This window comes from Pseudorhodoferax sp., assembly GCF_047601025.1.
Lineage (GTDB): Bacteria > Pseudomonadota > Gammaproteobacteria > Burkholderiales > Burkholderiaceae_C > Pseudorhodoferax.
Window position 1 is genome coordinate 2,171,159 of sequence record NZ_JASGJZ010000001.1, and the last position, 26,288, is coordinate 2,197,446.

The 26,288-nt window shown below is 69.8% G+C and carries 29 protein-coding genes and 1 tRNA gene; 17 read left to right on the top strand and 13 right to left on the bottom strand.

Annotation, left to right across the window (positions count from 1 at the left end):
- Positions 1–2: 2 nt before the first annotated feature.
- The 8 genes from atpB (at position 3) to QM782_RS10295 (ending at position 6,647) form a co-directional block, all read left to right on the top strand.
- The gene (atpB, locus tag QM782_RS10260) at positions 3–881 is read left to right on the top strand and encodes a F0F1 ATP synthase subunit A (protein WP_415202817.1); all 879 of its coding nucleotides are present in this window, start codon (positions 3–5) and stop codon (positions 879–881) included.
- 64 nt (positions 882–945) lie between these two features.
- On the top strand, positions 946–1,206 hold the full coding sequence (atpE, locus tag QM782_RS10265; protein ID WP_056667590.1) for a F0F1 ATP synthase subunit C: 261 nt from the start codon (positions 946–948) through the stop codon (positions 1,204–1,206).
- A 38-nt stretch (positions 1,207–1,244) separates the two neighbouring features.
- Positions 1,245–1,715 (top strand): F0F1 ATP synthase subunit B, encoded by a 471-nt coding sequence (locus tag QM782_RS10270; RefSeq protein WP_415202818.1) that lies wholly within the window; start codon positions 1,245–1,247, stop codon positions 1,713–1,715.
- A 7-nt stretch (positions 1,716–1,722) separates the two neighbouring features.
- Positions 1,723–2,253, top strand: a complete 531-nt coding sequence (locus tag QM782_RS10275) for a F0F1 ATP synthase subunit delta (RefSeq protein ID WP_415202819.1) — start codon at positions 1,723–1,725, stop codon at positions 2,251–2,253.
- A gap of 44 nt (positions 2,254–2,297) precedes the next feature.
- On the top strand, positions 2,298–3,851 hold the full coding sequence (gene atpA / locus QM782_RS10280) for a F0F1 ATP synthase subunit alpha (RefSeq protein ID WP_415202820.1): 1,554 nt from the start codon (positions 2,298–2,300) through the stop codon (positions 3,849–3,851).
- Positions 3,852–3,874: 23 nt separating this feature from the next.
- A complete protein-coding gene (gene atpG, locus QM782_RS10285; RefSeq protein ID WP_415202821.1) occupies positions 3,875–4,765 on the top strand; it encodes a F0F1 ATP synthase subunit gamma in 891 nt (296 codons plus the stop codon).
- Between the two features lie 34 nt (positions 4,766–4,799).
- Positions 4,800–6,206 (top strand): F0F1 ATP synthase subunit beta, encoded by a 1,407-nt coding sequence (gene atpD / locus QM782_RS10290; RefSeq protein WP_415202822.1) that lies wholly within the window; start codon positions 4,800–4,802, stop codon positions 6,204–6,206.
- Positions 6,207–6,227: 21 nt separating this feature from the next.
- Positions 6,228–6,647 carry a F0F1 ATP synthase subunit epsilon gene (locus QM782_RS10295; protein ID WP_415202823.1) on the top strand — a complete coding sequence of 140 codons (420 nt, stop codon included), beginning with the start codon at positions 6,228–6,230 and terminating at the stop codon, positions 6,645–6,647.
- 72 nt (positions 6,648–6,719) lie between these two features.
- On the opposite strand, the gene QM782_RS10300 is transcribed toward QM782_RS10295, so the two are convergent.
- The 3 genes from QM782_RS10300 to QM782_RS10310 are packed head-to-tail and all read right to left on the bottom strand — an operon-like array spanning position 6,720 to position 8,779.
- Complete coding sequence (locus tag QM782_RS10300; protein ID WP_415202824.1) at positions 6,720–7,235, bottom strand: TPM domain-containing protein; 516 nt, start codon at positions 7,233–7,235, stop codon at positions 6,720–6,722.
- A gap of 8 nt (positions 7,236–7,243) precedes the next feature.
- On the bottom strand, positions 7,244–8,185 hold the full coding sequence (locus QM782_RS10305) for a TPM domain-containing protein (protein WP_415205623.1): 942 nt from the start codon (positions 8,183–8,185) through the stop codon (positions 7,244–7,246).
- Between the two features lie 6 nt (positions 8,186–8,191).
- Entirely contained in the window at positions 8,192–8,779 is a 588-nt protein-coding gene (locus QM782_RS10310) for a LemA family protein (RefSeq protein WP_415202825.1), read from the bottom strand.
- A 141-nt stretch (positions 8,780–8,920) separates the two neighbouring features.
- Here QM782_RS10310 and QM782_RS10315 point away from each other — a divergent pair, with 141 nt between their 5' ends.
- From QM782_RS10315 to QM782_RS10325, 3 genes are read left to right on the top strand one after another with little or no spacing between them, the layout of a single operon-like run.
- Entirely contained in the window at positions 8,921–9,376 is a 456-nt protein-coding gene (locus tag QM782_RS10315) for a YybH family protein (protein ID WP_415202826.1), read from the top strand.
- An 8-nt stretch (positions 9,377–9,384) separates the two neighbouring features.
- Positions 9,385–10,380: a YheT family hydrolase gene (locus tag QM782_RS10320; RefSeq protein WP_415202827.1), complete on the top strand. Its 996-nt coding sequence runs from the start codon at positions 9,385–9,387 to the stop codon at positions 10,378–10,380.
- 11 nt (positions 10,381–10,391) lie between these two features.
- A complete protein-coding gene (locus tag QM782_RS10325) occupies positions 10,392–10,931 on the top strand; it encodes a DUF2946 family protein (RefSeq protein WP_415202828.1) in 540 nt (179 codons plus the stop codon).
- Positions 10,932–10,942: 11 nt separating this feature from the next.
- On the opposite strand, the gene QM782_RS10330 is transcribed toward QM782_RS10325, so the two are convergent.
- The 4 genes from QM782_RS10330 to QM782_RS10345 form a co-directional block, all read right to left on the bottom strand.
- Complete coding sequence (locus QM782_RS10330; protein ID WP_415202829.1) at positions 10,943–11,533, bottom strand: c-type cytochrome; 591 nt, start codon at positions 11,531–11,533, stop codon at positions 10,943–10,945.
- A 115-nt stretch (positions 11,534–11,648) separates the two neighbouring features.
- Positions 11,649–13,058, bottom strand: coding sequence for an efflux transporter outer membrane subunit (locus tag QM782_RS10335; protein WP_415202830.1), 1,410 nt, complete (start codon positions 13,056–13,058; stop codon positions 11,649–11,651).
- A complete protein-coding gene (locus QM782_RS10340) occupies positions 13,051–16,221 on the bottom strand; it encodes an efflux RND transporter permease subunit (protein ID WP_415202831.1) in 3,171 nt (1,056 codons plus the stop codon). Before QM782_RS10340 ends, QM782_RS10335 begins: the two co-directional genes overlap by 8 nt.
- A gap of 9 nt (positions 16,222–16,230) precedes the next feature.
- Positions 16,231–17,472 (bottom strand): efflux RND transporter periplasmic adaptor subunit, encoded by a 1,242-nt coding sequence (locus QM782_RS10345; RefSeq protein ID WP_415202832.1) that lies wholly within the window; start codon positions 17,470–17,472, stop codon positions 16,231–16,233.
- 221 nt (positions 17,473–17,693) lie between these two features.
- Between QM782_RS10345 and QM782_RS10350 the strand changes: the two genes are divergently transcribed.
- Both QM782_RS10350 and QM782_RS10355 read left to right on the top strand, forming a co-directional pair.
- On the top strand, positions 17,694–18,329 hold the full coding sequence (locus QM782_RS10350; RefSeq protein WP_415202833.1) for a TetR family transcriptional regulator: 636 nt from the start codon (positions 17,694–17,696) through the stop codon (positions 18,327–18,329).
- A 108-nt stretch (positions 18,330–18,437) separates the two neighbouring features.
- A tRNA-Arg gene (locus tag QM782_RS10355) sits at positions 18,438–18,513 on the top strand.
- A gap of 3 nt (positions 18,514–18,516) precedes the next feature.
- Here QM782_RS10355 and rsmI read toward each other — a convergent pair.
- Positions 18,517–19,443, bottom strand: a complete 927-nt coding sequence (gene rsmI / locus QM782_RS10360) for a 16S rRNA (cytidine(1402)-2'-O)-methyltransferase (protein WP_415202834.1) — start codon at positions 19,441–19,443, stop codon at positions 18,517–18,519.
- Here rsmI and QM782_RS10365 point away from each other — a divergent pair.
- From QM782_RS10365 to QM782_RS10375, 3 genes are all read left to right on the top strand, one after another.
- Positions 19,443–19,835, top strand: a complete 393-nt coding sequence (locus tag QM782_RS10365; RefSeq protein WP_415202835.1) for a YraN family protein — start codon at positions 19,443–19,445, stop codon at positions 19,833–19,835. The genes rsmI and QM782_RS10365 overlap by 1 nt on opposite strands.
- 65 nt (positions 19,836–19,900) lie before the next feature.
- Positions 19,901–20,500: a phosphoheptose isomerase gene (locus tag QM782_RS10370; RefSeq protein ID WP_415202836.1), complete on the top strand. Its 600-nt coding sequence runs from the start codon at positions 19,901–19,903 to the stop codon at positions 20,498–20,500.
- Entirely contained in the window at positions 20,497–21,126 is a 630-nt protein-coding gene (locus tag QM782_RS10375; protein ID WP_415202837.1) for a BON domain-containing protein, read from the top strand. Before QM782_RS10370 ends, QM782_RS10375 begins: the two co-directional genes overlap by 4 nt.
- Positions 21,127–21,159: 33 nt before the next feature.
- Here the strand turns inward: QM782_RS10375 and QM782_RS10380 are convergent, their stop codons facing one another.
- Genes QM782_RS10380 through QM782_RS10395 form a run of 4 tightly spaced genes read right to left on the bottom strand, consistent with a single transcriptional unit; the run spans position 21,160 to position 24,982 of the window.
- Positions 21,160–22,062: an NAD(P)-dependent oxidoreductase gene (locus QM782_RS10380; RefSeq protein WP_415202838.1), complete on the bottom strand. Its 903-nt coding sequence runs from the start codon at positions 22,060–22,062 to the stop codon at positions 21,160–21,162.
- Positions 22,063–22,120: 58 nt separating this feature from the next.
- Positions 22,121–23,257, bottom strand: a complete 1,137-nt coding sequence (locus QM782_RS10385) for a PilT/PilU family type 4a pilus ATPase (protein ID WP_415202839.1) — start codon at positions 23,255–23,257, stop codon at positions 22,121–22,123.
- 14 nt (positions 23,258–23,271) lie between these two features.
- Complete coding sequence (locus tag QM782_RS10390) at positions 23,272–23,910, bottom strand: Crp/Fnr family transcriptional regulator (RefSeq protein WP_415202840.1); 639 nt, start codon at positions 23,908–23,910, stop codon at positions 23,272–23,274.
- Between the two features lie 28 nt (positions 23,911–23,938).
- Positions 23,939–24,982, bottom strand: coding sequence for a type IV pilus twitching motility protein PilT (locus QM782_RS10395; RefSeq protein ID WP_415202841.1), 1,044 nt, complete (start codon positions 24,980–24,982; stop codon positions 23,939–23,941).
- 40 nt (positions 24,983–25,022) lie between these two features.
- On the opposite strand from QM782_RS10395, the gene QM782_RS10400 reads away from it, so the two are divergent.
- Positions 25,023–25,739: a YggS family pyridoxal phosphate-dependent enzyme gene (locus tag QM782_RS10400; RefSeq protein WP_415202842.1), complete on the top strand. Its 717-nt coding sequence runs from the start codon at positions 25,023–25,025 to the stop codon at positions 25,737–25,739.
- A gap of 13 nt (positions 25,740–25,752) precedes the next feature.
- On the opposite strand, the gene QM782_RS10405 is transcribed toward QM782_RS10400, so the two are convergent.
- On the bottom strand, positions 25,753–26,283 hold the full coding sequence (locus QM782_RS10405; RefSeq protein WP_415202843.1) for an OmpA family protein: 531 nt from the start codon (positions 26,281–26,283) through the stop codon (positions 25,753–25,755).
- Between the last annotated feature and the right edge of the window lie 5 nt (positions 26,284–26,288).

Sequence of the window (26,288 nt, forward strand, 5' to 3'; positions counted from 1 at the left end):
AGATGGCCGCTGAAGGACATGGACCGACCGCAAGTGAGTACATCGTGCACCACTTGCAGCACTGGCAGGTGGACTGGGGGCTCAACCCCGTCAAGCAGACCTCCATCGTCGATTTCAACGTCATCAACCTGGATTCCGTGCTGTATTCGGTGATCCTGGGCGTGCTGGGCTGCCTGGTCATGTGGCTGGCCGCGCGCAAGATCACCTCCGGCGTGCCGGGGCGCTTCCAGGCGGCCGTGGAGATCCTGGTCGAAATGGTCGACAACCAGGCCAAGGCGAACATCCACAATGCCAACAGCCGCAAGTTCATCGCGCCGCTCGCGCTGACCGTGTTCGTCTGGATCTTCCTGATGAACGCGATGGACCTGCTGCCCGTCGATCTGCTGCCGGCGGCGTGGACGCACCTGAATGGGGCCATGGGCCACGATCCGCACCATGCCTACATGCGCGTGGTGCCGACGGCCGACCTGTCGACCACGCTGGGCCTGTCCACCTCCGTGCTGCTGCTGTGTTTCCTCTACAGCATCAAGATCAAGGGCCTGGGGGGCTGGGGCCACGAGCTCATCACCGCGCCCTTCGGCGCCCACCCGCTGCTGTGGCCCATCAACCTGCTGATGCAGGCCATCGAATACCTTGCCAAGACCGTCTCGCATGGGATGCGGTTGTTCGGCAACATGTATGCAGGCGAACTGGTGTTCATGTTGATCGCCCTCATGGGCGGCGCCATGGCCTTCAGCTTCTCCGGCATGGCGCTCACGGTGGGTCACCTGGTCGCTGGCTTCATCTGGGCGGTGTTCCACATCCTCGTGATCACGCTGCAGGCATTCATCTTCATGATGCTGACGCTCATTTATCTGGGCCAGGCGCATGACGCGCACTGAATCCCGCGGCACCTCTCTCTCGTTTTCGCTTTCTCTTGCCTTTTCATTGATTTAAGGAGTCATCATGGCAAACGTTCTCGGTCTCGTCGCTCTGGCTTGTGGTTTGATCGTCGGTCTCGGCGCGATCGGTGCTTCCATCGGTATTGCCCTGATGGGCGGCAAGTTCCTCGAGTCCTCGGCGCGCCAGCCTGAACTCATGAACGATCTGCAGACCAAGATGTTCATCTTGGCCGGTCTGATCGACGCGGCCTTCCTGATCGGCGTGGCCATTGCGCTGCTGTTCGCCTTCGCCAACCCCTTCATCGCCGCCCTGCCGGCAGCCTGATCGGCGGTAGACGTCCCAACGAGTAGAGAGGTGTTGACGTGAGCATCAACGCTACCCTGTTCGTTCAGGCCGTCGTCTTCCTGTTGCTGGTGTGGTTCACGATGAAGTTCGTGTGGCCGCCCATCGCGAAGGCGTTGGATGAACGGGCACAGAAAGTCGCCGCGGGCCTGGCGGCCGCCGAGAAGGCCAAGGCCGATCTCAACGCCGCCAACCAGCGCGTCGAGCAGGAACTGGCGGCGTCGCGCAACGAGACCGCCAGCCGCCTGGCCGATGCCGAGCGCCGCGCCCAGCAGATCATCGAAGAGGCCAAGGCCCGTGCGAACGAGGAGGCTGCGAAGATCGTCGCCAACGCGCGCGACGAGGCCGAGCAGCAGGCCGTGCGTGCCCGCGAGGCGCTGCGCGAGCAGGTCGCCGTGCTGGCCGTCAAGGGTGCGGAACAGATCCTGCGCAAGGAAGTCGATGCCGGCGTCCATGCGGATCTGCTGCAGCGCCTGAAGACGGAGCTCTGAGCGCGCCATGGCAGAACTCGCGACCATTGCACGCCCCTATGCGGAGGCCTTGTTCAAGGCGGGTGCATCCGACCTGGAAGGCACGCAGAACTGGCTGGACCAGCTGACCGCGGTGGTGGCCGATCCCCAGGTGATCGACCTGGCGGCCAATCCCAAGGTCACGCCTGGTCAGGTGTTCGATCTGATCGCCGGTGCCACGCCCACTGTCCTGCCCGAGATGGGCAAGAACTTCCTGCGCGTGCTGATCGACAACGGCCGCCTGCAGGCCTTGCCGGAAGCCGCTGCGCAGTTCCGGCTGCTGAAGAACGCCGTCAGCGGCGCGGCGGACGCCGTGGTCTACAGCGCATTCCCGATCGACGGCGCCACGCTGCAGGACGTCACGTCCATGCTGGAGCAGCGCTTCGGCCGCCGGCTGACGACGCGGGTCGAGGTCGATCCCTCGCTGATCGGCGGCATCCGCGCCGTGGTCGGCGACGAAGTGCTGGATACCTCGGTGAAGGCCCGCCTGGAACAGATGAAAGCTGCGCTCACCGCCTAGGCGGCGGCGACGGCGTCTCCCAATATTGAAAGAAGGAAAGAGTCATGCAGCTCAATCCCGCAGAGATTTCCGAACTGATCAAGAGCCGCATCGAAGGCCTGGGTGTCAGCGCCGACATCCGCAACCAGGGCACCGTGGTGTCGGTGACCGACGGCATCGTGCGCGTGCACGGCCTGTCCGACGTGATGCAGGGCGAAATGCTGGAGTTCCCGCCTGCTCCCGGTGGCGCGCAGACCTTCGGCCTGGCGCTGAACCTGGAGCGCGACTCCGTCGGCGCGGTGATTCTGGGCGAGTACGAGCACATTTCCGAGGGTGACACCGTCAAGTGCACCGGCCGCATCCTGGAAGTGCCGGTCGGCCCTGAGCTGATCGGCCGCGTGGTCAACGCCCTGGGCCAGCCGATCGACGGCAAGGGCCCGATCAACGCCAAGATGACGGACGTGATCGAGAAGGTCGCTCCGGGCGTGATCGCACGCCAGTCGGTCAGCCAGCCGATGCAGACCGGCCTGAAGTCCATCGACTCCATGGTGCCGATCGGCCGCGGCCAGCGCGAACTGATCATCGGCGACCGCCAGACCGGCAAGACGGCCGTGGCGATCGACGCGATCATCAACCAGAAGGGTCAGAACATGACCTGCATCTACGTCGCCATCGGCCAGAAAGCGTCGTCGATCAAGAACGTGGTGCGCGCGCTGGAGCAGGCCGGCGCGATGGAGTACACCATCGTCGTGGCTGCCTCGGCCTCCGAATCCGCGGCCATGCAGTATGTGTCGGCCTACTCGGGCTGCACCATGGGCGAGTACTTCCGCGACCGCGGCCAGGACGCGCTGATCGTCTACGACGATCTGTCCAAGCAGGCCGTGGCCTACCGCCAGGTGTCGCTGCTGCTGCGCCGCCCGCCGGGCCGCGAGGCCTTCCCGGGCGACGTGTTCTATCTCCACAGCCGTCTGCTGGAACGTGCCGCGCGTGTGAACGCCGACTATGTCGAGGCGTTCACCAAGGGCGAGGTCAAGGGCCAGACCGGTTCGCTGACCGCGCTGCCCGTGATCGAGACGCAGGCCGGCGACGTGTCCGCCTTCGTTCCGACCAACGTGATCTCCATCACCGACGGCCAGATCTTCCTGGAGACCAGCCTGTTCAACGCCGGCATCCGCCCCGCCATCAACGCCGGTATCTCGGTGTCGCGCGTCGGTGGTGCAGCCCAGACCAAGCTGATCAAGAACCTGTCCGGCGGCATCCGTACCGACCTCGCGCAGTACCGCGAGCTGGCCGCGTTCGCGCAGTTCGCCTCGGACCTGGACGAGGCCACCCGCAAGCAGCTGGACCGCGGCGCCCGCGTGACCGAACTGCTGAAGCAGGCCCAGTACGCGCCGCTGCCGATCAGCCTGATGGGCGCCACGCTGTTCGCCGTGAACAAGGGTTTCATGGACGACATCGACGTCAAGAAGGTGCTGCCGTTCGAGCACGGCCTGCACGGCTACCTGAAGGACAAGCACGCTGCGCTGCTGGCCAAGCTGGAAGCCGACAAGGCCATGGACAAGGATGCCGAAGCCGAGTTGAACAACGCCATCGCCGCGTTCAAGAAGTCCTTTGCCTGAAGCACTGACCGAAGGAGTCCTGCATGGCTGCCGGTAAAGAGATTCGGGGCAAGATCAAGTCGGTCGAGAACACCAAGAAGATCACCAAGGCCATGGAAATGGTCTCGGTGTCCAAGATGCGCAAGGCGCAGGACCGCATGCGGGCCGCGCGCCCCTATGCGACCAAGGTGCGCGACATCGCCGCCCATCTGGGCGAGGCCAACCCCGAGTACGTGCACGCCTTCATGAAGGCCAACGACGCCAAGGACGTGGGCCTGATCGTGGTGACCACCGACAAGGGCTTGTGCGGCGGTTTGAACACCAACGTGCTGCGCATGGTCACGACCAAGCTGCGCGAGGTGCAGGCGGCCGGCGGTATCGCCCACACGGTGGCGATCGGCAACAAGGGCCTGGGCTTCCTGAACCGCGTGAACGCGCGCGTGGTCTCGCATGTCACGCAACTCGGCGACACGCCGCATCTGGACAAGCTGATCGGCCCCGTCAAGGTGCTGCTGGACGCGTACGCCGAAGGCAAGCTCGGTGCGGTCTACCTGTGCTACACGCGCTTCATCAACACGATGAAGCAGGAGGCCGTGGTCGAGCCGCTGCTGCCGCTGTCGGCCGCCAAGATCCAGAGCGAGTCCAAGGCCGATGCCGCGGCCAAGGGCAAGGCCATGAGCTGGGACTACATCTACGAGCCCGATGCGCAGTCGGTCATCGACGAGTTGCTGGTGCGCTACGTCGAGGCGCTGGTCTACCAGGCCGTGGCCGAGAACATGGCCTCGGAGCAGTCCGCGCGCATGGTGGCCATGAAGGCCGCCACCGACAACGCCGGCAACGTGATCGCCGAACTCAAGCTGGTCTACAACAAGTCGCGCCAGGCGGCGATCACCAAGGAACTGTCCGAGATCGTCGCCGGCGCCGCGGCGGTCTGACGCCGACCCGGAATCGAAATTTTTGGAGCACAACATGGCCCAAGCACAAGGCAAGATTGTTCAATGTATCGGCGCCGTGGTGGACGTCGAGTTCCCGCGCGACGAGATGCCCAAGGTCTACGACGCGTTGAAGATGGAAGGCTCGCCGCTGACGCTGGAAGTGCAGCAGCAGCTGGGCGACGGCGTGGTGCGCACGATTGCGCTGGGCTCTTCCGACGGCCTGCGCCGCGGCCTGACGGTGTTCAACACCGGCGCGCCGATCACGGTGCCGGTCGGCAAGGCCACGCTGGGCCGCATCATGGACGTGCTGGGCAACCCGATCGACGAGCGCGGCCCGATCGATCACGCGCTGGCCGCTTCCATCCACCGCAAGGCTCCTGCCTACGACGAGCTGTCTCCCTCGCAGGAACTGCTGGAAACCGGCATCAAGGTGATCGACCTGGTCTGCCCGTTCGCCAAGGGCGGCAAGGTGGGCCTGTTCGGTGGCGCCGGCGTCGGCAAGACCGTGAACATGATGGAACTCATCAACAACATCGCCAAGGCCCACTCGGGTCTGTCGGTGTTCGCCGGCGTGGGCGAGCGTACCCGTGAGGGCAACGACTTCTACCATGAGATGGCCGAGTCCGGCGTCGTGAAGCTGGACGACCTGGCCGAATCCAAGGTGGCCATGGTCTATGGCCAGATGAACGAGCCGCCCGGCAACCGCCTGCGCGTGGCGCTGACCGGCCTGACGATCGCCGAGTCGTTCCGCGACGAAGGCCGCGACGTGCTGTTCTTCGTGGACAACATCTACCGCTACACGCTGGCCGGCACCGAGGTGTCCGCGCTGCTGGGCCGCATGCCCTCCGCCGTGGGCTACCAGCCGACGCTGGCCGAGGAAATGGGCCGTTTGCAGGAGCGCATCACCTCGACCAAGATCGGCTCGATCACCTCGATCCAGGCCGTCTACGTGCCGGCGGATGACTTGACCGATCCCTCGCCCGCCACGACCTTCGCCCACCTGGACTCCACCGTGGTGCTGTCGCGCGACATCGCGGCGCTGGGCATCTACCCCGCCGTGGACCCGCTGGATTCCACCAGCCGCCAGCTGGACCCGCTGGTGGTCGGCGCCGACCACTACGAGACGGCCCGTGCCGTGCAGGGTACGCTGCAGCGCTACCGCGAGCTGCGCGACATCATCGCGATCCTGGGCATGGACGAGCTGGCGCCCGAGGACAAGCTGGTCGTGGCTCGTGCCCGCAAGATCCAGCGCTTCCTGTCGCAGCCGTTCCACGTGGCCGAGGTGTTCACCGGTTCGCCCGGTAAGTACGTGCCGCTGTCGGAAACCATCCGCGGCTTCAAGATGATCGTGGCCGGCGAATGCGACCACCTGCCCGAGCAGGCGTTCTACATGGTCGGCACGATCGACGAAGCCTTCGAGAAGGCCAAGAAGATCGCCTGAGCCGGCGGCTGAAGGAATTCCATGGCAACGACCATTCAAGTCGACGTCGTCAGCGCCGAGGAGTCCATCTTCTCGGGTGAGGCCCGTTTCGTGGCTCTGCCCGGCGAGGCCGGCGAGCTCGGCATCTACCCGCGCCACACGCCGCTGATCACGCGCATCAAGCCCGGCTCGGTGCGCATCGAGCGTCCCGACGGCAGCGAGGAATTCATCTTCGTGGCCGGCGGCATCCTGGAGGTGCAGCCTGACGCGGTGACCGTGCTGTCCGACACCGCGATCCGCGGCAAGGACCTGGACGACGAGAAAGCCAACGCGGCCAAGGCTGCGGCCGAGGAGGCGCTGCGCAACGCCAAGGGCGAACTGGACATCGCGCGCGCGCAGTCCGAACTGGCCGTGATGGCGGCACAGATCGCAGCCCTGCGCAAGTACCGCCAGAAGAAGTGATGCCGGGCCGCACGCAGGTGCGGCGTCCGGCCCGAAAGCCGCTGCGGCCCTGGTCGCAGCGGCTTTCGTTTTTCAGCGGATGTCGATGCGGTTGGGCAGTTCGTTCGGCCGGGCCGTGCCGGCGGCCAGCGGGAAGTATTCGACCAGCACCGCCGAGACTTCCTCCAGCGCCATGGTCAGTCCGTCTTCCAGCCGGCCGGCCCGCAGCGCGTCACTCAGATGCGACGCCATGGCCTGCCAGCGGGCGGCATCCACGTGCCGGTTCAGGCCGCGGTCGGCCACCAGCTCGATCGCGTGCTCGGCCAGCAAGAGGTAGATCAGCACGCCGTTGTTGTGCTCCGTATCCCAGACGTGCAGCTTGCCGAACAGCGCCAGCGCGCGCTCGCGTGCGCTGGCGCCGCGCCAGAGGTAGCTCGGCGGCAGCGCAGCCTCGACGCAGATGCACACCTCGCCGGTATGGCGCTGTTCGCTGGCGGCGATGCGCTGCTCCAGCCGCTGCTGCATGGCCGCGTCGACCGCGCGCTGGGCGTCGTGCACGTCGTGCCAGCGGTGCTTCGCATAGCGTTTCAGGCCGGACCACATCTGCATGGCGTTCCTCACCAGCCGCCGGAGGCGCCGCCGCCGCCGAAATTGCCACCGCCGCCGGAACCCCAGCCGCCACCGCCACCGCGACCACCGCCCCAGCCCCCGCCCCCGCCGAAACCGCCGCCACCCGGCCAGCCACCGGAGCGGGGGTCGCGCGGACGTCGGGCGGAGGATGAGGGCCGCAGCAGCGGGCCCAGGCCGGCCAGCAGCGCCACCACGAAGGCCAGCAGCGCTGCGCCCGCGGCCAGCGCCAGGCCGGTCTGCAGGACCAGGCCGGCGAACGCGCCCATGCCCAGGCCGGTGGCTGCCGCACCCAGGCGACGGCCCAGCATGGCCCGTAGCACGCCGGCCGCGATCGGCACTACGAAGACCAGCGCGAACAGCAGGATCGGCAGCGTGTCCAGTCCGGTGTCGGGCGGCGCAGCGTTCCCGCCAGCGCCGGGCAGCGGCAGGTTTTCGCCGCGGATGCGTGCATCGATCTGGGCCACGCCGGCCAGCAGGCCGCCCGCGAAGTCGTTCTGGCGCAGCCGCGGCGTGATCGCCTCGTCGATGATGCGCTTGGCCGCGAGGTCGGGGATCGCGCCTTCGAGCGCCTTGGCCACTTCGATGCGCAGCTGCCGGTCGTTCTTGGCGACCAGCACCAGCACGCCGTCGCCGATGTCGCGCCGGCCGATCTTCCAGGCATTGGCCACGCGGTTGGCGTAGGAGGCGATGTCCTCGGGCGCCGTGGTGCCGACCAGCAGCACCACGACCTGTGCGCCTCGCTCGAGCTCCAGGCGTGCCAGCGCCTCTTCCAGGGCTGCGCGCTGCGCGGCGTCCAGCGTGCCGGTGGTATCGACCACGTGCGCGGTCAGCGCCGGCACCGGCTGCAGCGGCTGGGCCCGGGCAGGCCCGGCCACGGCCGCCAGCAGCAGCGCGGCCAGCCAGGCCCAGCGGACGATCCAGGCGCGCAGCAAGGCTTACTTCTTCTCGAAGTCGACCACCGGTGGCGCGGAAATCTGCGCTTCGTTGGCCACGCTGAAGCTGGGCTTGGCCTGATAGCCGAACACCATGGCCGTCAGGTTGGTCGGGAAGCTGCGGGCCAGCACGTTGTAGTCCTGCACGGTCTGGATGTAGCGGTTGCGGGCCACGGTGATCCGGTTCTCCGTGCCCTCGAGCTGCACGCGCAGGTCGCGGAAGCCCTGGTTCGCCTTCAGGTCCGGATAGCGTTCGCTGACCACCATCAGCCGCGACAGCGCGCTGCCGAGTTCGCCCTGCGCGGCCTGGAAGCGCGCCATGGCCTGGGGATCGTTCAGCGTCTCGGGCGTGACCTGGATCGAGGTGGCCTTGGCCCGCGCCTCCACGACGCGCGTCAGCGTGTCCTGCTCGAAGGCGGCCTCGCCCTTCACCGTCGCCACGATGTTGGGCACCAGGTCGGCGCGGCGCTGGTACTGGTTCAGCACCTCGCTCCAGGCGGCCTTGGACTGCTCGTCCAGGCGCTGGAAGTCGTTGTAGCCGCAGCCCGTCAGGGCCAGCGCCAGCGCGATGATGGAAAGCCAGCGTTGCATGTCCTCGTTCTCCTGTGCGTCCGGCATACCCGGCCGGTCGGTGGCGAGCATACCGGAGCTTGCGCGGCCGCTCGCCGTGGCGTCCGGCCGTGTGCGTTTCGTTGCACAATCGCCCGGCTAGACGATCCGCAGGCCGCACGCATGACCAGAGCCCGACTGCCGTCTGCCGCGTTCGCCGGCAGCGCCGACGACACCGAGGCCGCGTTCTACGACGCGATGCAGCACGGCGACGTGGAAGCCATGATGGCCTGCTGGGCCGACGAGGACGACATCGTGTGCGTCCATCCGGACGGGCCGCGCCTGGCTGGCGGCCCGGCGATCCGCGCGGCCTACGAGGCGCTGTTCGCCGCCGGACCGGTCCGAGTGTCGGCGCACCGCCTGCGCCGGATCGAGTCGCTGACCTGCGTCGTGCACGGCGTCGTCGAGCGCATCGAGGTGCTGACGGACCAGGGGCCGCGCGCGGCCCGGATACTCGCCACCAACGTCTACCACAAGACCGCGCAGGGCTGGCGCCTGGTGGTCCACCACACCAGCGTGGACCGTGTCGGCCACGGCGATGCGCCCGAGGTTCCGGGCAGGCCGCCGACCCTGCATTGACCCGCACGATGGACTACAGCGCCCCCTGGTGGCTGCCCGGCGGCAACCTGCAAACCATCTGGGCCGCGTTGCATGCGCGGCGCCGCCACGGGCCGGCCCTGCAGTTCAAGCGCGAACGCTGGATCACGCCCGACATGGACTTCATCGACGTCGACATCGCCGATGCCGCCGCCGATGCCGTGGACCCGGTGGCGAGCCCCGAGCAGCGCACGCTGATGGTGCTGTTCCATGGGTTGGAGGGTTCCAGCCGCAGCCACTATGCCGAGGCGTTCGGCGACTTCGCGCGCGCGCACGGCATGGTCTACGCGGTGCCGCATTTCCGTGGCTGCAGCGGCGAACTGAACCTGGCGCCGCGCGCCTACCACTCCGGCGACTTCGAGGAGATCGGCTGGATCCTGCAGCGCATGCGCGCGCGGCACGACGGCCCCATCGTCGCGGTCGGCGTCTCGCTCGGCGGCAATGCGCTGCTGCGCTGGGCGCAGGAGATGGGGGCCGCGGCCGCCGGCTGCGTCACGGCCGTCGCCTCGGTGTGCGCACCGCTGGACCTGGCGGCCGGCGGCCGGGCGTTGGGCCGGGGCTTCAACCGGCTGGTCTACACCGGCATGTTCCTGCGCTCGATGAAGCCCAAGGCGCTGCGCAAGCTGGCGCAGCATCCGGGGCTGTTCGACCGCGACGCACTGCTGGCCGCGCGCGACCTGTACAGCTTCGACGACGTGTTCACGGCGCCGCTGCACGGCTACCGCGGCGTGGAGGACTACTGGACGCGGGCCTCCGCCGGCCCGCACCTGTGCCGCATCCAGATCCCGGCGCTGGTGGTCAATGCGCGCAACGACCCGTTCGTACCGGCCGCCAGCCTGCCGGGGCCCGGGCAGGCCGGGCCGCACGTCACGCTGTGGCAACCGCAGGAGGGCGGGCATGTCGGCTTTCCCTTCGGGCAATGGCCCGGCCACGTACGCGGCATGCCGGAAATCGTTGGCAACTGGCTGCTGGCGGCGTGCCGCTGATAATCCGCGCCATGGACGACATCGTGCACCAGGCCATCGCGAAATGGCCCAACGTGCCGCACTGCTACGGCTGGCTCGGGCTGGATGCGCGCGGCGACTGGTACCTGCGCGATGCGCAGGCCCAGGCGGCCGGGCCGTTCGGCAGCGGCCGTCCGGGCGCCAAGGGCGACCGGCTGCGGCACGAGGGCCTGCTGGCGTTCATCGGCCGCAACTACGAGTGCGACGCGCGCGGCTGCTGGTTTTTCCAGAACGGCCCGCAGCGCGTCTACGTGGAACTGGAGGTCACGCCCTGGATCTGGCGCGTGGCCGACGACTTCCTGCTGACCAGCCACACCGGCGTTGGCGCTGCGTTGCGCGAGTGCCTGCTGGACGAGCAGGGCCGCGTGTTCCTGGCGACGGATCTGGGGCTGGGCCTGGTGCACACGCTGGACGTGGACCGCGTGGCCACGGCGGTGGAGCAGGCCGGCTGGGTGCTGCGCGAGGTGCGGGCGGCGGAACTGCCCGCACGCCACGGCTTCGTGCTCAGCCCACAGCAATTGCCGCGGGCCTGAGCCGTTTCAGGTCACTGGGCGGCGGGGGCTTGCGCGGCGGCGCCGTCGGCGGCAGGCGCCGGGGCTGCCGGCTCCTCGAACTTGCCGCCGCCGGCGTTGGCCATGTAGGCCACGGCGCGGGAGATCTCCAAGTCGGAGAAGTCGCCGCCGCCCTGCGGCGCCATGGCGCCCTTGCCCTTGAGCGCCGAGTGCACCAGCGCGTCGAAGCCGGTGGCGATGCGCGCGGCCCAGGCCGCCGCGTCGCCGAACTTGGGGGCACCGGCCACGCCGGTGGCATGGCAGGCGGCGCACTGGGCCTTGAACACGGCCTCGCCGCTGGCCAGCGGACGGTTCGCATCGCGGATCTCCACGGTGCCGATCTTCTGCAGCCGCAGGGCCACGCCCTGGGCCAGCGCCTGCTCGCTGACGCCGCCCAGCGTGCGCGCATCGGCATCGGTGCTGCCCGAGGGCTTGACCGCCGACACCACGAAATAGACCAGGCCGATGATCACGAAGATCGGCACGATGAAGGAGAACAGCGTCGCCATCAGCAGTTGCTGGGGCGTCTTGATCGGGCCCGTGTGGGCGCCGCCGTCCGCATGCTCGTACGCGTGATCGCTCATGTTGTCCTCAGTCTCGTCGGGGGCTTTCGTCGAACCCGCAAGTATAGCGGCCGGCCTTTGCGAGGCCGGGCTTGCGCGGAAGGGCTTGCGCGGAAGGGCGCCGCCCGCCCGTCCCTCAGGGCTGGGCCGTCCAGCCGCCGCCCAGCGTGCGGTACAGCGCGACCTGGTTCTGCAGCTGCGCCAGCCGGGTCTGCACCACCGCCTGCTGCGTCGCGAACAGCGAGCGCTGGGCGTCCAGCAGGTCCAGGTAGCTGGCCACGCCGTTGCGGTAGCGCAGGTCCGAGAGCCTGAAGCGCGTGGCCTCGGCCTCGGCCTGGGCCTGCTGCGCGCGCAGTTCCTCGCCCAGCGTCGCGCGGCCGGCCAGCGCGTCCGCCACTTCGCGGAACGCCGTCTGGATCGCCTTCTCGTATTGCGCCAGCGCGATGTCGCGGTTCACGTTGGCGACGTCCAGCCCGGCCTGGTTGCGCCCGGCGTCGAAGATCGGCAGCAGCAGCTGCGGCGCCACGCTCCAGCCCCAGCTGCCGCTCTCGAACAGGCCCGACAGTTGCGTGCTGACCGTCCCGAAGCCGGCCGTCAGCGTGATCCGCGGGAAGAACGCCGCCCGCGCCGCGCCGATGTTGGCATTGGCCGAGCGCAGCAGCTGCTCGGCCTGGCGGATGTCGGGCCGCGCCGTCAGCACGTCCGACGGCAGGCCGGCCGGCAGCTCGGCCATCATCACCGTGGACTCCAGGCTGCCGGCCGCCGGCACGCCGGCGATGCGGGCGGCCCAGTCCGGCTGGCCGACCAGGAGCGTCAGCAGGTTCTGGTCCTGCGCGCGCTGGCGCTGCAGCTGCGCCAGCGTGGCGCGCGCGGCCTCCAGCAGCGATTGCGCCTGGCGCCAGTCGAGTTCCGAGGCGACGCCGCTGTCGAAGCGCAGCCGGGACAGCCGGGCCGAGTCCTCGCGCGTGGCCAGCGTCTGGCGCGTCAGCGCCAGCAGCTCGTCGTCGGCCAGCAGCGCCAGGTAGGCGTTGGCGACCGAAGACACCAGGCTGATCTGCGCGGACTTGCGGCCCTCCTCGGTGGCCAGGTATTGGCCCAGGGCGGCTTCGCTCAGGCTGGCGACGCGGCCGAAGAAGTCCAGTTCCCAGGACGACAGGGTCAGGCCGGCCTGGTAGACCGTCACGTCCTCGCCGCCCGGCTGCGGCGTGCGCGAGCCGCTGGCGCCGACGCCGATGGTCGGCAGGCGATCGGCCCGCTGGATCCGGTACTGCGCGCGGGCCTTGTCGATGTTCAGCACGGCCACGCGCAGGTCGCGGTTGTTCTCCAGCGACAGCTCGATCAGCGCACGCAGGCGCGCGTCGCTGACGAAGCGCTGCCACGGGATGTCGGCCACGGGCTGCGCGGCGGTGTCGGCGGGCGGGCCGGAAACCGGCCACTGGGCGGCCACCGGCGCGGCGGGCCGCTCGTAGGCCGGCATGAAGGAACAGCCGGCCAGCCAGGCCGCAGCCGCCAGTACCGCGAGACGGGGTAGTTGCTTCTTACTCATGGGCGGCTCCCTTGTGTTCGCCCACGCCGGCCTCGCGTGCATGGGCGGCATAAATCTCCTGCTGGCGCTTGCTGCCCTTGAAGACGCTGCGCACCACGACGAAGAACACCGGCACGAAGAACACCGCCAGCAGCGTGCTGGTGACCATGCCGCCGAGCACGCCGGTGCCGATCGCGCGCTGGCTCGCCGAGCCGGCGCCCGAGGCGATGAACAGCGGCACCACGCCCAGGCCGAAGGCCAGCGAGGTCATGACGATCGGGCGGAAGCGCAGGTGCGCGGCCTCCAGCGCCGATTCCACCGCGCTGCGCCCCTGCGCCTGCAGGTCCTTGGCGAACTCGATGATCAGGATGGCGTTCTTCGCCGACAGGCCGATGATGGTGATCAGTCCCACCTGGAAGTACACGTCGTTCGCGTAGCTGCGCAGCAGCGTGGCCAGCAGCACGCCGATCACGCCCAGCGGCACCACCAGGATCACGGCCAGCGGGATCGACCAGCTCTCGTACAGCGCGGCCAGGCACAGGAACACCGCCAGGATCGCGAAGCCGTACAGGATGATGGCCTGCGAGCCGGCGAGCTTTTCCTCGCGCGACTGGCCGGTCCACTCGTAGCCGAAGCCGGCCGGCAACTGGGCCGCCAGCCGCTCCATCTCGGCCATGGCCGCACCGGTGCTCTGGCCGGGCGCGGCGTCGCCGCTGATGCGCATGGACGGATAGCCGTTGTAGCGCACGGTCTGCATGGCGCCGGTGATCCAGCGCGTGGTCGCGAAGGCCGACAGCGGCACCGGCTGGCCCTGCGCGTTGGGCGCGTTCAGGCGCAGCAGATCCTCCGGCTGCATGCGCGCCGGCGCGTCGGCCTGCACGATCACGCGCTGCAGCCGGCCGCGGTTCGGGAAGTCGTTCACGTAGCTGGACCCCAGCGCGGTCGACAGCGTGCTGTTGATCGCGTCGAAGCCGACGCCCAGCGCCTGGGCCTTGTCGCGGTCGATGTCGATCTGCAGCTGCGGCGCGTCCTCCAGGCCGTCCGGGCGCACCTGCGACAGCACCTTGCTCTGCGCCGCCAGGCCCAGCAGCTGGTTGCGCGCGTTGACCAGCGCCTGGTGTCCCTGCCCGGCGCGGTCCTGCAGCCGGAACGAGAAGCCGCTGGCGGCGCCCAGTTCCGGGATCGGCGGTGGCGACAACGGGTAGATGAAGGCGTCGCGGATGCCCGACAGCGCGCCGAACGCACGGCCGGCCAGCGCCTGGGCCGAGTGCTGCGGATCGTGCCGCTCGGCCCAGTCCTTCAGCGTCACGAAGGCGATGCCGGCGTTCTGCCCCTGGCCCGAGAACGAGAAGCCCAGCACACCGACCATGCTCTGCACCTCCGGCTGCTTGAGCATGAAGCCCTCGACCTGCTGCATCACTTCCAGCATGCGCTCCTGCGTGGCGCCGGGCGGCAGCTGCACGTTGACCAGGATGTTGCCCTGGTCCTCCTGCGGCAGGAACGAGGTGGGCAGCCGCTGGTACACCACCACCACGGCGCCGATGATGGCTGCGTAGATGATCAGGTAGCGCGCCGCGCGCTTGAGGATGCGCGCGACCACGCCCTCGTAGCCCTTGGCCGTGCGCGAGAAGCTGCGGTTGAACCAGCCGAAGAAGCCGCGCTTCTCGTGGTGGTGGCCGGCCTCGACCGGCTTGAGCAGCGTGGCGCACAGCGCCGGCGTCAGCGACAGCGCCATGAAGGCCGAGAACGCGATCGAGGCCACCATCACCGCCGAGAACTGGCGGTAGATGTTGCCCGTGGAGCCGGCGAAGAAGGCCAGCGGCACGAACACCGAGATCAGCACCACCGTGACGCCGATGATGGCGCCGGAGATCTGCTGCATCGCCTTCTTCGTGGCCTCGTGCGGCGGCAGGCCTTCCTCGCTCATGATGCGCTCGACGTTCTCCACCACCACGATGGCGTCGTCCACCACGATGCCGATCACCAGCACCATGCCGAACATGGTCAGCACGTTGATCGAGAAGCCCAGCGCCAGCAGCGTGGCGAAGGTGCCGAGCAACGCGATCGGCACCACCAGCGTCGGGATCACCGTGTAGCGCCAGTTCTGCAGGAACAGGAACATCACCAGGAACACCAGCGCCACGGCTTCGAGCAGCGTCTCCGTGACCTGGGAGATGGAGATCTTGACGAAGCGCGAGCTGTCGTAGGGAATGCTCCACTTCACGCCCTTGGGGAAGAAGCCCGACAGCTCCTCCATCTTCTCGCGCACCAGCCGCGCCGACTCCAGCGCGTTGCCGCTGGGCGACAGCTGCACGCCCATGCCCACGGCCGGCACGCCGTCCAGGCGCGCCGAGGTGGCGTAGCTCTGGCCGCCCAGTTCCACGCGCGCCACATCCTTCAGGCGCACGGTGGAGCCGTCGGGGTTGGCGCGCAGCGCGATGTCGCGGAACTGCGCGACGCTGGACAGCTGGCCCGTGACGACGACCGTGGCCGAGATGCCCTGGCCGGCCACGTTCGGCAGGTCGCCGATCGTGCCCGAGGCGACCTGGGCGTTCTGCGCGCGGATCGCCGCCAGCACCTCGGCCGACGACAGGCCGAAGCCCTGCAGCTTGGCCGGGTCCAGCCAGATCCGCATCGCGGTCTCCGAACCGAACAGCTGCACCTGGCCGATGCCCTTGATGCGCTGCAGCTCCGGCTGGATGTTGCGCGCGGCGTAGTCGCCCAGCTGCACCGTGTCGAAGTCCGGGTTGTCCGAGGACAGCATGGTGAACAGCAGGAAGTTGTTGCGCGACTTGTCGACGCGCACGCCCTGCTGCGTCACCGCCGCCGGCAGCCGCGGCGTGGCGCGCGACAGCCGGTTCTGCACGTCCACCTGCGCCAGGTCGGCGTTGGTGCCGGGCTCGAAGGTCACCGTGATCGAGCCGGTGCCGTCGGCCTGCGCGACCGACTCCATGTAGATCAGGCCGGGCGAGCCGTTCATCTCGCGCTCGATGACCGACAGCACGCTGTCTTCCAGCGTCTGCGCCGAGGCGCCGGGGTAGGACGCGTTGATGACGATGGCCGGCGGTGCGACCGGCGGGTACTGCGAGATCGGCAGCTGGGTGATCGAGACGGCGCCCATCACGATGATGAACAGCGCGATCACCCAGGCGAAGATGGGGCGTTCGATGAAGAACTTGGCCATGGATCCGCCTTATTGCTTGGGGGCCGAGGCCGGCGCGGCGGGCGCGGCCGCTTGCGCGCCGGGCGCCTGCCAGGGCACGGCCTTCACCGGCGTGCCGGGCGGCAGCATCTGCAGCTTCTGGAAGCCGTCGACCATGACCTGCTCGCCGGCCTTCAGGCCTTCGGTCACGATCCAGCGGTTGTTCTGGCCGGCCGTCACCTTCACCTGGCGCTGCTCCAGCTTGCCGCCCTCGCCGACCACGGTCAGCCTGTCGCCGGTCTCCGTGCGCGTGACGGCCTGCTGCGGCACGGCGATCGCGTTGCTGGCCTGTGCCTGCTCGATGCGCACGCGCACGTACAGGCCGGGCAGCAGGTCACCCTTGGGGTTGGGCACCTCGGCGCGCAGCGTGACCTGGCCGGTGGCCTGGTCCACCGTCAGGTCGGAGAACAGCAGCTTGCCGTTCTCGGCGTAGGTGCTGCCGTCTTCCAGCAGGATGCGCACCGCGGCGGACTCGCCACCGGCGCGCTTGAGCGTGCCGGCTTCCATGGCCCGGCGCAGCTGCAGTACGTCGGAGGCCGACTGCGTGAAGTTCACGTACAGCGGGTTGATCTGCTGGATCACCGCCAGCGGCGTGGCTTCGCCCTGGCCCACCAGGGCGCCCTCGGTCACCAGCGCGCGGCCGATGCGGCCGGAGATCGGCGCCGTGACGGCCGCGTAGTCCAGGCTGATCTTCGCGGTCTGCACGGCGGCCCTGGCCACGCCCACGTCGGCCTCGGCCTGCGTGCGCGCGGCCACGGCGTCTGCATAGTCCTGCTTGCTGATCGCGTTGGCGGCCACCAAGGGCTCGTAGCGCTTGGCCGTCTCGCTGGCCTTGGTCAGGTTGGCCTGCGCGCGCACCAGTTGCGCCTGCGCGCTCTGGTAGCTGGCCTGGTAGGGTGCGGGGTCGATCGCGAACAGCGGCTGGCCGGCCTTCACGTCGCTGCCCTCGCGGAACAGCCGGCGCTGCAGGATGCCGGCCGCACGCGCGCGCACCTCGGCCACGCGCGAGGCCTCTAGGCGGCCCGGCAGCTCGGTCACGAGGCCGATGTCGCCCGGCGTGGCCACGATCACGCCGACCTCGGGTGGCGGCATGCCGCCGCCGGCCGGCGCGGCATGGCCGGTGGCCTTGTCGTCGCCCTTGCCGCAGGCGGCCAACAGGACGAGCGTGGCCAGCACGGCCGGCCGCAGCGGAGCCGCCACGGCATTCAGGGAACCAAGACGCGAGACGGACATGCGATTCCTTCCACGAACAGCAACACAACGCCGCGACCACCGCCGTCGCGGTGGCGCGGTCTCATCAATCGGTGGGGGTGGCGGCGCATCGGGCGAGCCGACCGGCAGCGCTGCAGCCGGCTCCCGATCCCCGACGTGCGCGGAGTGTAGCTTACTTACATGCATCGATGAATGTATATTGGGAGGGTTGTCTACAACGGACTTTTGCCCAGGGAGAAACAGTGGCGCGCAGCACCAAGGAAGAGGCCCAGGCCACGCGCCACCGATTGCTCGACGCCGCCGAGCGCGTGTTCCACCGGCAGGGCGTGTCGCAGACTTCGCTGCAGCAGATCGCGACCGAAGCCGGCACCACGCGCGGCGCGATCTACTGGCATTTCCGCGACAAGGCCGACCTGTTCAACGCCATGATGGAGCGCGTCACGCTGCCGCTGGAGCAGTCGCTGCAGCAGGCGCCCGACGCCCGGGGCGGGCCCTTGGCGGCCTTGCGCGCGGCCTTGCTGGCCGCGCTGTCGCAGATGCGCGACGATGCCCAGTTGCGCCGCGTGGTCGAGATCGCGATGCACCGGGTCGAATACGTGGACGACATGAACGCGGTGCGCATGCGCCACCTCCACGTGCGCCAGCGCTGCGTGGTCGACATCGGCCGCGCGCTGCGGCTGGCGGCGCGCCAGCGCGGCTGCCGGCTGCGTATGCCGGCCGCGCGCGCGGCGGCCGGCCTGCATGCGCTGATCGACGGGCTGATCTCCAACTGGCTGCTCGACCCGCAGGCATTCGACCTGCCGGCGCTCGGCGACCAGATGCTGGCGGTGTACCTGGTCGGCCTGGGGCTGGGATCCGACGGCGCGCGCGGCGACTGAAGCCCGGCGTCGTCTGGGCGATGACGCAGCTGGCGCGGCCCGGCCGCGCAGTCCCGGCCGTGTTCGTCCGAAGGCCGTTCGTGCGCCCCGCTACAATCGCGCCCGGTTGCGGCTGTAGCTCAGTGGATAGAGTATTGGCCTCCGAAGCCAAGGGTCGTGGGTTCGATCCCCGCCAGCCGCGCCAGTCCTAGTGTTTCTCCCCGTCATCGGTGGCCTGCGGCCTCAGCCTCAAGGCCTGCGCGTACAAGGCGTTGCGCGCCTGCCCGGTGATCTCGGCGGCCAGCCGCACGGCGGTTTTCAGCGGCAGTTCCGGTAGCAATAGTTGCAGCACGCGCAGGTCGTGCACGTCGTCGTGCGCATGCGGTGGAGCGGGGTGCAATACCAGCACGAATTCGCCGCGGCGGCGCTGGGGTTGTTCGGCCAGCCAGCCGGCCAGCGTGGCAGCGGTCAGCTGCGCAATCTCCTCGAACTGCTTGGTCAGCTCGCGCGCCAGCGTCAGCCGGCGCGCGCCGAGCGGCGCGAGCGCGCGCGCCAGCGCTTCGATGCGGTGCGGCGCCTCCAGCAGCACCACGGCGCGCGGCTCGGCCGCGAGCGCCTGCACCGCGGTGTCGCGCTCGCCGGACTTGGACGGCAGGAAGCCGGCGAACACGAAGCCGCCGTCGTCCGCGATGCCGGCGACCGACAGCGCCGCCGTCACGCTGCTGGCGCCCGGCAGCGGCACCACGGGGTGGCCGGCCGCGTGCGCCGCCGCCGCCAGGCGCGCGCCCGGATCGCTCAGCGCCGGCGTGCCTGCGTCGCTGACGTAGGCCACGCGCTGGCCCTGCTGCAGCCGCGCGAGCAGCGCCTGCGCGGCCTCGGCCTCGTTGTGCTGGTGCGCCGCCAGCAGCGGCAGGCCGGGGCGGTCCAGCCCGTAGGCGCGCAGCAGGCCCTGGGTGTGGCGCGTGTCCTCGCAGGCGATGGCGTCGGCCAGGGACAGCACGTGCAGTGCGCGCAGCCCGATGTCGGCCAGGTTGCCGATCGGCGTGGCGACCATGTAGAGCGCCGGCTTCGGATAATGCTGGGCCGCGGCCGCGTCGTGCGCCGCGCGCAGGGCCAAGGCGAAAGAAGCGCTCAATGGGATTCCTCTGGAACAGGTCGCAGGCGCCGCGCCCGACGACCAAGCAGTCCGGCGACGCGGCCGAGGCGCAGGCGCTGGCACTGCTCGAGCGCGCCGGCCTGCGGCTGGTGGCGCGCAATTATCGGACGCCGGGCCGCGGTGGCGGCGAGATCGACCTGATTCTGCGCGAGCCCGACGGTACGCTGGTGTTCGTGGAAGTGCGCCGCCGCGCCAGCCTGTCGCACGGTGGGGCCGCCGCCAGCATCGGCGTGGCCAAGCGCCGGCGCATCGTGTTCGCGGCGCGCCACTACCTGATGCGGCTGCCGGCGCTGCCGCCGTGCCGCTTCGACGTGCTGGTGCTCGACCCGGCCGGGCCGCAGTGGCTCAAGGCCGCGTTCGACGCGGAGTGACCGCCGCGCGGGCACTGGCGTCCCTGCCGGTTCCGGGGAATACCGCCGGCGTATCATCCGCGGCCATGCTCGAGCAACGCATCCAACAGCATTTCATCGACAGCGCCGACCTGAAATACCAGGCGGCCCAGGCCTTGAGCAAGCCGATCGCCGCCGCCGTGCAGGCCATCCTCGTCAGCGTGACCAGCGGTGGCAAGGTGCTGGCCTGCGGCAACGGTGGCTCGGCCGCCGATGCGCAGCACTTCGCGGCCGAGTTCGTCGGCCGCTTCGAGCGCGAGCGGCCCGAACTCGGCGCCATCGCGCTGACGACCGACACCTCCATCCTGACCGCCGTCGCCAACGACTACAGCTACGACCAGGTGTTCGCGCGCCAGGTGCGTGCATTGGGCGCGGCCGGCGACGTGCTGCTGGCGATCTCCACCAGCGGCAATTCGCCCAGCGTGCTGGCCGCGGTCGAGGCCGCGCATGCGCGCGAGATGACGGTGGTGGCGCTGACGGGCCGCGGTGGCGGCAAGATGGCCGGTGCGCTGCGCGAGACCGACGTGCATGTCTGCGTGCCGCACGAGCGGACCGCCCGCATCCAGGAAGTGCACCTGCTGACGCTGCACTGCCTGTGCGACGGCGTGGATTCCCAACTGCTAGGTGATCAGGAAACGAGTCTATGAATCTGAGTTCCAAGCGCTTCGTGCCGATGGCCGTGGTGGCGGCTGCGTTGGCGGCCGGCCTGTTGTCGGCCTGCGCCCCGCTGGTCGTGGGCGGCGTGGCCGGCGGCGCGCTGGTGGCGATGGACCGCCGCACCTCCGGCGCCCAGCTGGAAGACCAGGGCATCGAGCTGCGCGCGGCCAACCGGCTGAAGGATGCGCTGGGCGAGGGCGCCCACATCAGCGTGACCAGCTACAACCGCCAGGTGCTGCTGACCGGCGAGGTGGCGCGCCACGAGGACATCCAGCGCGCCGAGCAGATCGTCGCCCGCGTGGAGAACGTGTCCTCCGTCGTCAACGACCTGATCGTCGGCATGCCGTCCACGCTCACGCAGCGTTCGGCCGACACGCTGATCACCAGCAAGGTCAAGGCCTCGCTGATCGATGCCAAGGACCTGCACGCCAACGCCTTCAAGGTCGTGACCGAGCGCAACGTCGTCTACCTGATGGGCCGCGTGACGCCGCGCGAGGCGGCGCGCGCCACCGAGATCGCGCGCGGCGTCAAGGACGTGGCCAAGGTCGTGCGCCTGTTCGAGAGCATCTCCGAGGAAGAACTGGCCCGCCTGGGCCAGCAGTCCGGCGCCAGGTGATGCGCCGTGCGCGGGCCGCGGGGCCCGCGCGCCTCACTTCAGCCGCGTGATCAGGCTGGAGGTGTCCCAGCGGTTGCCGCCGGCCTGCTGCACGTCGGCATAGAACTGGTCGACCAGCGCCGTCACCGGCAGCCGTGCGCCGTTGCGCCGGGCCTCGTCCAGCACCAGGCCCAGGTCCTTGCGCATCCAGTCGACCGCGAAGCCGAAGTCGAACCGGCCCTCGACCATGGTCTTGCCGCGGTTGTCCATCTGCCAGCTCTGGGCCGCGCCCTTGCCGATCACGGCCAGCACCTGCTCCATGTCCAGCCCGGCGCGCTGGCCGAAGGCGATGGCCTCCGACAGCCCCTGCACCAGCCCGGCGATGCAGATCTGGTTGACCATCTTGGCGAGCTGGCCCGCGCCGCTCTCGCCCAGCCGCACGAAGGAGCGCGAGAACGCCTGCGCGACCGGCTCCACCCGCGCGAACGGCGCGGCGTCGCCGCCGCACATCACGGTCAGCATGCCGTTCTGCGCGCCGGCCTGGCCGCCGGAGACCGGCGCGTCCACGAAATGCAGGCCGGCCGCGCGCGCCGCGGCGTGCAGTTCGCGCGCGACGTCGGCCGAGGCCGTGGTGTGGTCCACGAACACCGCGTCGGCCGCCATGCCGGCGAAGGCGCCGTCCGCGCCCAGCACCACCGAGCGCAGGTCGTCGTCGTTGCCGACGCAGCAGAACACGAATTCGGCGCCGGCCGCGGCCTCGCGCGGCGTGGCGGCGGCGCGGCCCCTGAACTCCTCGCCCCAGGCCCTGGCCTTGGCGGCGCTGCGGTTGTAGACCGTCACCTCGTGGCCGGCCAGGGCTAGGTGGCCGGCCATCGGAAAGCCCATCACGCCCAGGCCCAGGAAGGCCACCTTGCGGGCAGGGGTGGCGGCGTAGCTGCGGGGATTGGTGGATGCCATGCGGTCTGATCTCCTTGGTGCGAACGAGGCCGCGATTCTAGGAAGCCGCCGGTCGGAGTCAGAGGATGCTCAGGCTCTCCGTGCCGGCGGCCAGATCCCTGTTGCGCGCGCGCTGGCTGTTCAGCTTGATCTGCAGCCGCAGGTCGTTGACCGAGTCGGCGTGGCGCAGCGCGTCCTCGTAGCCGATCAGGTTGGCCTCGAAGGCGTCGTACAGCGACTGGTCCAGGGTCTGCATGCCCAGGTTGCGGCTCTTCTTCATGGCTTCCTTGATCCCGGCCACCTCGCCCTTGAAGATGAGGTCGGCGATCAGCGGGGAGTTCAGCAGCACCTCGACCGCGGCCACGCGGCCGCGGCCGTCCTGGCGCGGCACCAGGCGCTGCGAGACCACGGCCTTCAGGTTCAGCGACAGGTCCATCAGCAGCTGCGCGCGCCGCTCCTCGGGGAAGAAGTTGACGATGCGGTCCAGCGCCTGGTTGGCGTTGTTGGCGTGCAGCGTGGCCAGGCACAGGTGGCCGGTCTCGGCGAAGGCCACGGCCTGGTCCATGCTCGTGCGGTCGCGGATCTCGCCCATCAGGATCACGTCCGGCGCCTGGCGCAGCGCGTTCTTCAGCGCCGCCTCCCAGCTCTCGGTGTCCAGCCCGACCTCGCGCTGCGTCACCACGCAGTTCTTGTGCGGATGCACGAACTCCACGGGGTCCTCGATGGTGATGATGTGGCCCTGCGAATGCTCGTTGCGCCAGTCCACCATGGCCGCCAGCGTGGTCGACTTGCCCGAGCCGGTGGCGCCGACCAGGATGCACAGGCCGCGCCTGGCCATCACGATGTCCTTGAGCACCGGCGGCATGCCCAGGCCGTCGATCGACGGCAGCGTGCTGGGGATCACGCGCAGTACCAGCCCGACCTTGCCCTGCTGCAGGAAGACATTGACGCGGAAGCGGCCGATGCCGCCCGGCGCGATCGAGAAGTTGCACTCCTTGGTGCGCTCGAACTCGGCGGCCTGCCGGTCGTTCATGATCGCGCGCGCCAGCGCCATCGTGTGCGCCGCCTGCAGCGGCTGCGGCGAGACCTTGATGATGCGGCCGTCGACCTTGATGCCCGGCGGGAAATCCGCCGTCACGAACAGGTCGCTGCCGCTGCGGCTGACCAGCAGGCGCAGCAGGTCGTTGATGAATTTACTGGCCTGGTCGCGTTCCATGATGAGGGGGCTTCCTAGTGGGGGCGGTCGCTCAGCCGCGCGCTGACCGCGCGCAGCCGCAGGGACAGCTTGCGCGCCAGCAGCGTGGCGATGGCTGCCGCCAGGCGCGGGTCGCTGCGCATCATCTCATCCATGGCTTCGGCCGACAGTGCGGCGACGTCGCAGTCCGTGAGGGTGGTGCAGGCCGAAAAGCGCACGCCGCTGTCCAGCAGCGACATCTCGCCCAGGATCTCGCCGGGCCGGCTCTCGGCCAGCCGCAGCCGCTCGCCCCAGGGCTGGCACCGGTCCACCGCCATCGCGCCGCGGAGCAGCACCACCATGAAGTTGCCGTACTCGTGCTGGCGGATGATCTCGCGCCCCGCGCCCACGGCCACGAACTGCAGGAAGCGCTGCAGCCGCTGCACCTCGCCGGGCTCCAGGCTGCCCATGTGGCGGTCGCGCGCCCACAGCGTCTTGAGCGTCTCGACCGCCGGCGCCGCGGCGATGCTGCGCGCGCCCAGCTCGGCCGCGCGCGCCTCCCAGGGCACCATCACCGCGTCGTCCAGGCCCTGCGGCGCGAGGGCGAACAGCGCGCTGTCCAGCCCGCTAGCAGCCGACGCCGGTGCCCGGTCGCCGGCCCCCTGCGCGCGCCACCGGCCGAACCAGTTCCTCATGGCGGTGCATCCTTGCGCGGCAGGTCGCTCATCCGGGGAAGTTTTCCGGAATCTTGGCCTTGCTGCGGGCCTCGGCCACGGCGATCACGTTGCGCCGCACCAGGTCGGTCAGGTTCTGGTCCAGCGTCTGCATGCCGACGCCGTTGCTGGTCTGGATCGTCGAATACATCTGCGCCACCTTGGCCTCGCGGATCAGGTTGCGGATGGCGCTGGTGCCCAGCATGATCTCGTGCGCCGCCACGCGGCCCTGGCCGTCCTTGGTCTTGCATAGCGTCTGCGAGATCACGGCCTGCAGCGATTCGGACAGCATCGCGCGGACCATGCCCTGCTCCTCGGCGGGGAACACGTCGATGATGCGGTCGATCGTCTTGGCCGCGCTGGAGGTGTGCAGCGTGCCGAACACCAGGTGGCCGGTCTCGGCCGCCGTCATCGCCAGGCGGATGGTCTCCAGGTCGCGCAGTTCGCCGACCAGGATCGCGTCCGGGTCCTCGCGCAGCGCCGAGCGCAGCGCGCTGGCGAAGGAGCGCGTGTGCGGCCCGACCTCGCGCTGGTTGATCAGGCATTTCTTGGATTCGTGCACGAACTCGATCGGATCCTCGATCGTCAGCACGTGGGCATAGTGGCTCTCGTTCAGGTGGTTCACCATCGCCGCCAGCGTGGTGGACTTGCCCGAGCCGGTCGGCCCCGTCACCAGCACCAGCCCGCGGGGCTTGAGCGCCAGGTCGCCGAACACCCGCGGCGCGTTCAGCTGCTCCAGCGTCTGGATCTTCGAGGGAATCGTGCGCAGCACCGCGCCGGCGCCGCGGTTCTGGTTGAACGCATTCACGCGAAACCGCGACAGCCCTTCGATCTCGAAGGAGAAGTCGATCTCCAGGAATTCCTCGTAGTGCCTGCGCTGGCTGTCGCTCATGATGTCGTACACCATGGCGTGCACCGTCTTGTGGTCGAGCGGGTCCACGTTGATGCGCCGTACGTCGCCGTGCACGCGGATCATCGGCGGCAGGCCGGCCGAGAGATGCAGGTCGGAGGCCTTGTTCTTGACCGTGAAGGCCAGCAGCTGGGTGATGTCCACGGAAAGCCTTCCCCGATTTGATACTCTTGCCAAGCCAATTATGACGAGCATACGCAACAATCTCCAGCAAGTGCAGGCCCGCATCGCCACCGCCTGTGCCGCCGCCGGGCGCCGCGCGGACAGCGTCGAGTTGCTGGCGGTGTCCAAGACCATGCCGGTGGCTGCGGTGCTGGAGGCGTGCGCGGCCGGTCAGCGCGCCTTCGGCGAGAACTACGTGCAGGAAGGCGTGGCCAAGATCCAGGCCGTGCGCGCCTGGGAGGCCGAGAGCGGCGCGGCGCCGGCAGCCGTGCAGTGGCACCTGATCGGCCCGCTGCAGAGCAACAAGACGCGGCTGGCCGCGACGCATTTCGACTGGTTCCACGGCGTCGACCGGCTGAAGATCGCCCAGCGCCTGTCCGAACAGCGGCCGGCGGAACTGGCGCCGCTGCAGGTCTGCATCCAGGTCAACATCGACGGCGGCGGGAACAAGTCGGGCGTCGTGCCGCAGGAGGCGGCCGCGCTGGCCGCGGCCGTGGCCGCCCTGCCGCGGCTGGTGCTGCGCGGGCTGATGACGGTCCCCGAGCCCGTGGCCGGCTTCGCGGCGCAGCGCGCCGTGCACGCGCGCGCACATGAGATGTTCGAGCAGCTGCGCGCGGGCGGGGGGCTCGGGCCGGCGTTCGACACGCTGTCCATGGGCATGACGGCCGACCTGGAGGCCGCCATCGCCGCCGGCAGCACGCTGGTGCGCGTGGGCACCGCGATCTTCGGCGCGCGCTAGGCGCGGCGGCCGGCTATTGCGACGGCACCACCACTGCCACGCGCCGGTTCTGCTGGCGCTGCTGCGGCGTGCGGTTGTCGCTGATCGGCGCCGTCTTGCCCAGGCCGACCACCTCGATGCGGGCGCGCAGCCCGGCGTCCTCCAGCACGCGCGCCACCGTCTGCGCGCGGCGCAGCGACAGCGCCTGGTTGTAGGCATGGCTGCCCAGGCTGTCGGAATGGCCCTCCACGCGCACATGCTCCACGCCGAGCTGGGCCAGCGCGTGGCCCAGCCGCTCGGCCGTGGCCAGGGCCTCGGCGTCCAGGCCGTCGGCGTCGGTGCCGAACAGCAGCCGGCCGTTCAGCGTGAACTCCCAGCCGTCCTCGATCGGCTGGAAGCCCAGTGCGCGCAGCGCCTGGTCCCGGCGCGTCGCCTCGTTCTCTGCAGCCGGTGGCGCCGGCGGTGCCGGCAGGGGGCGCGTCGCGCAGGCGGCGAGCAGCCAGGCGGTGCCGGCCAGCGCCGTTGCCAGGCACTGGCGCCGCAGTCGCGTCGGATGGGCTTGCATGGGGA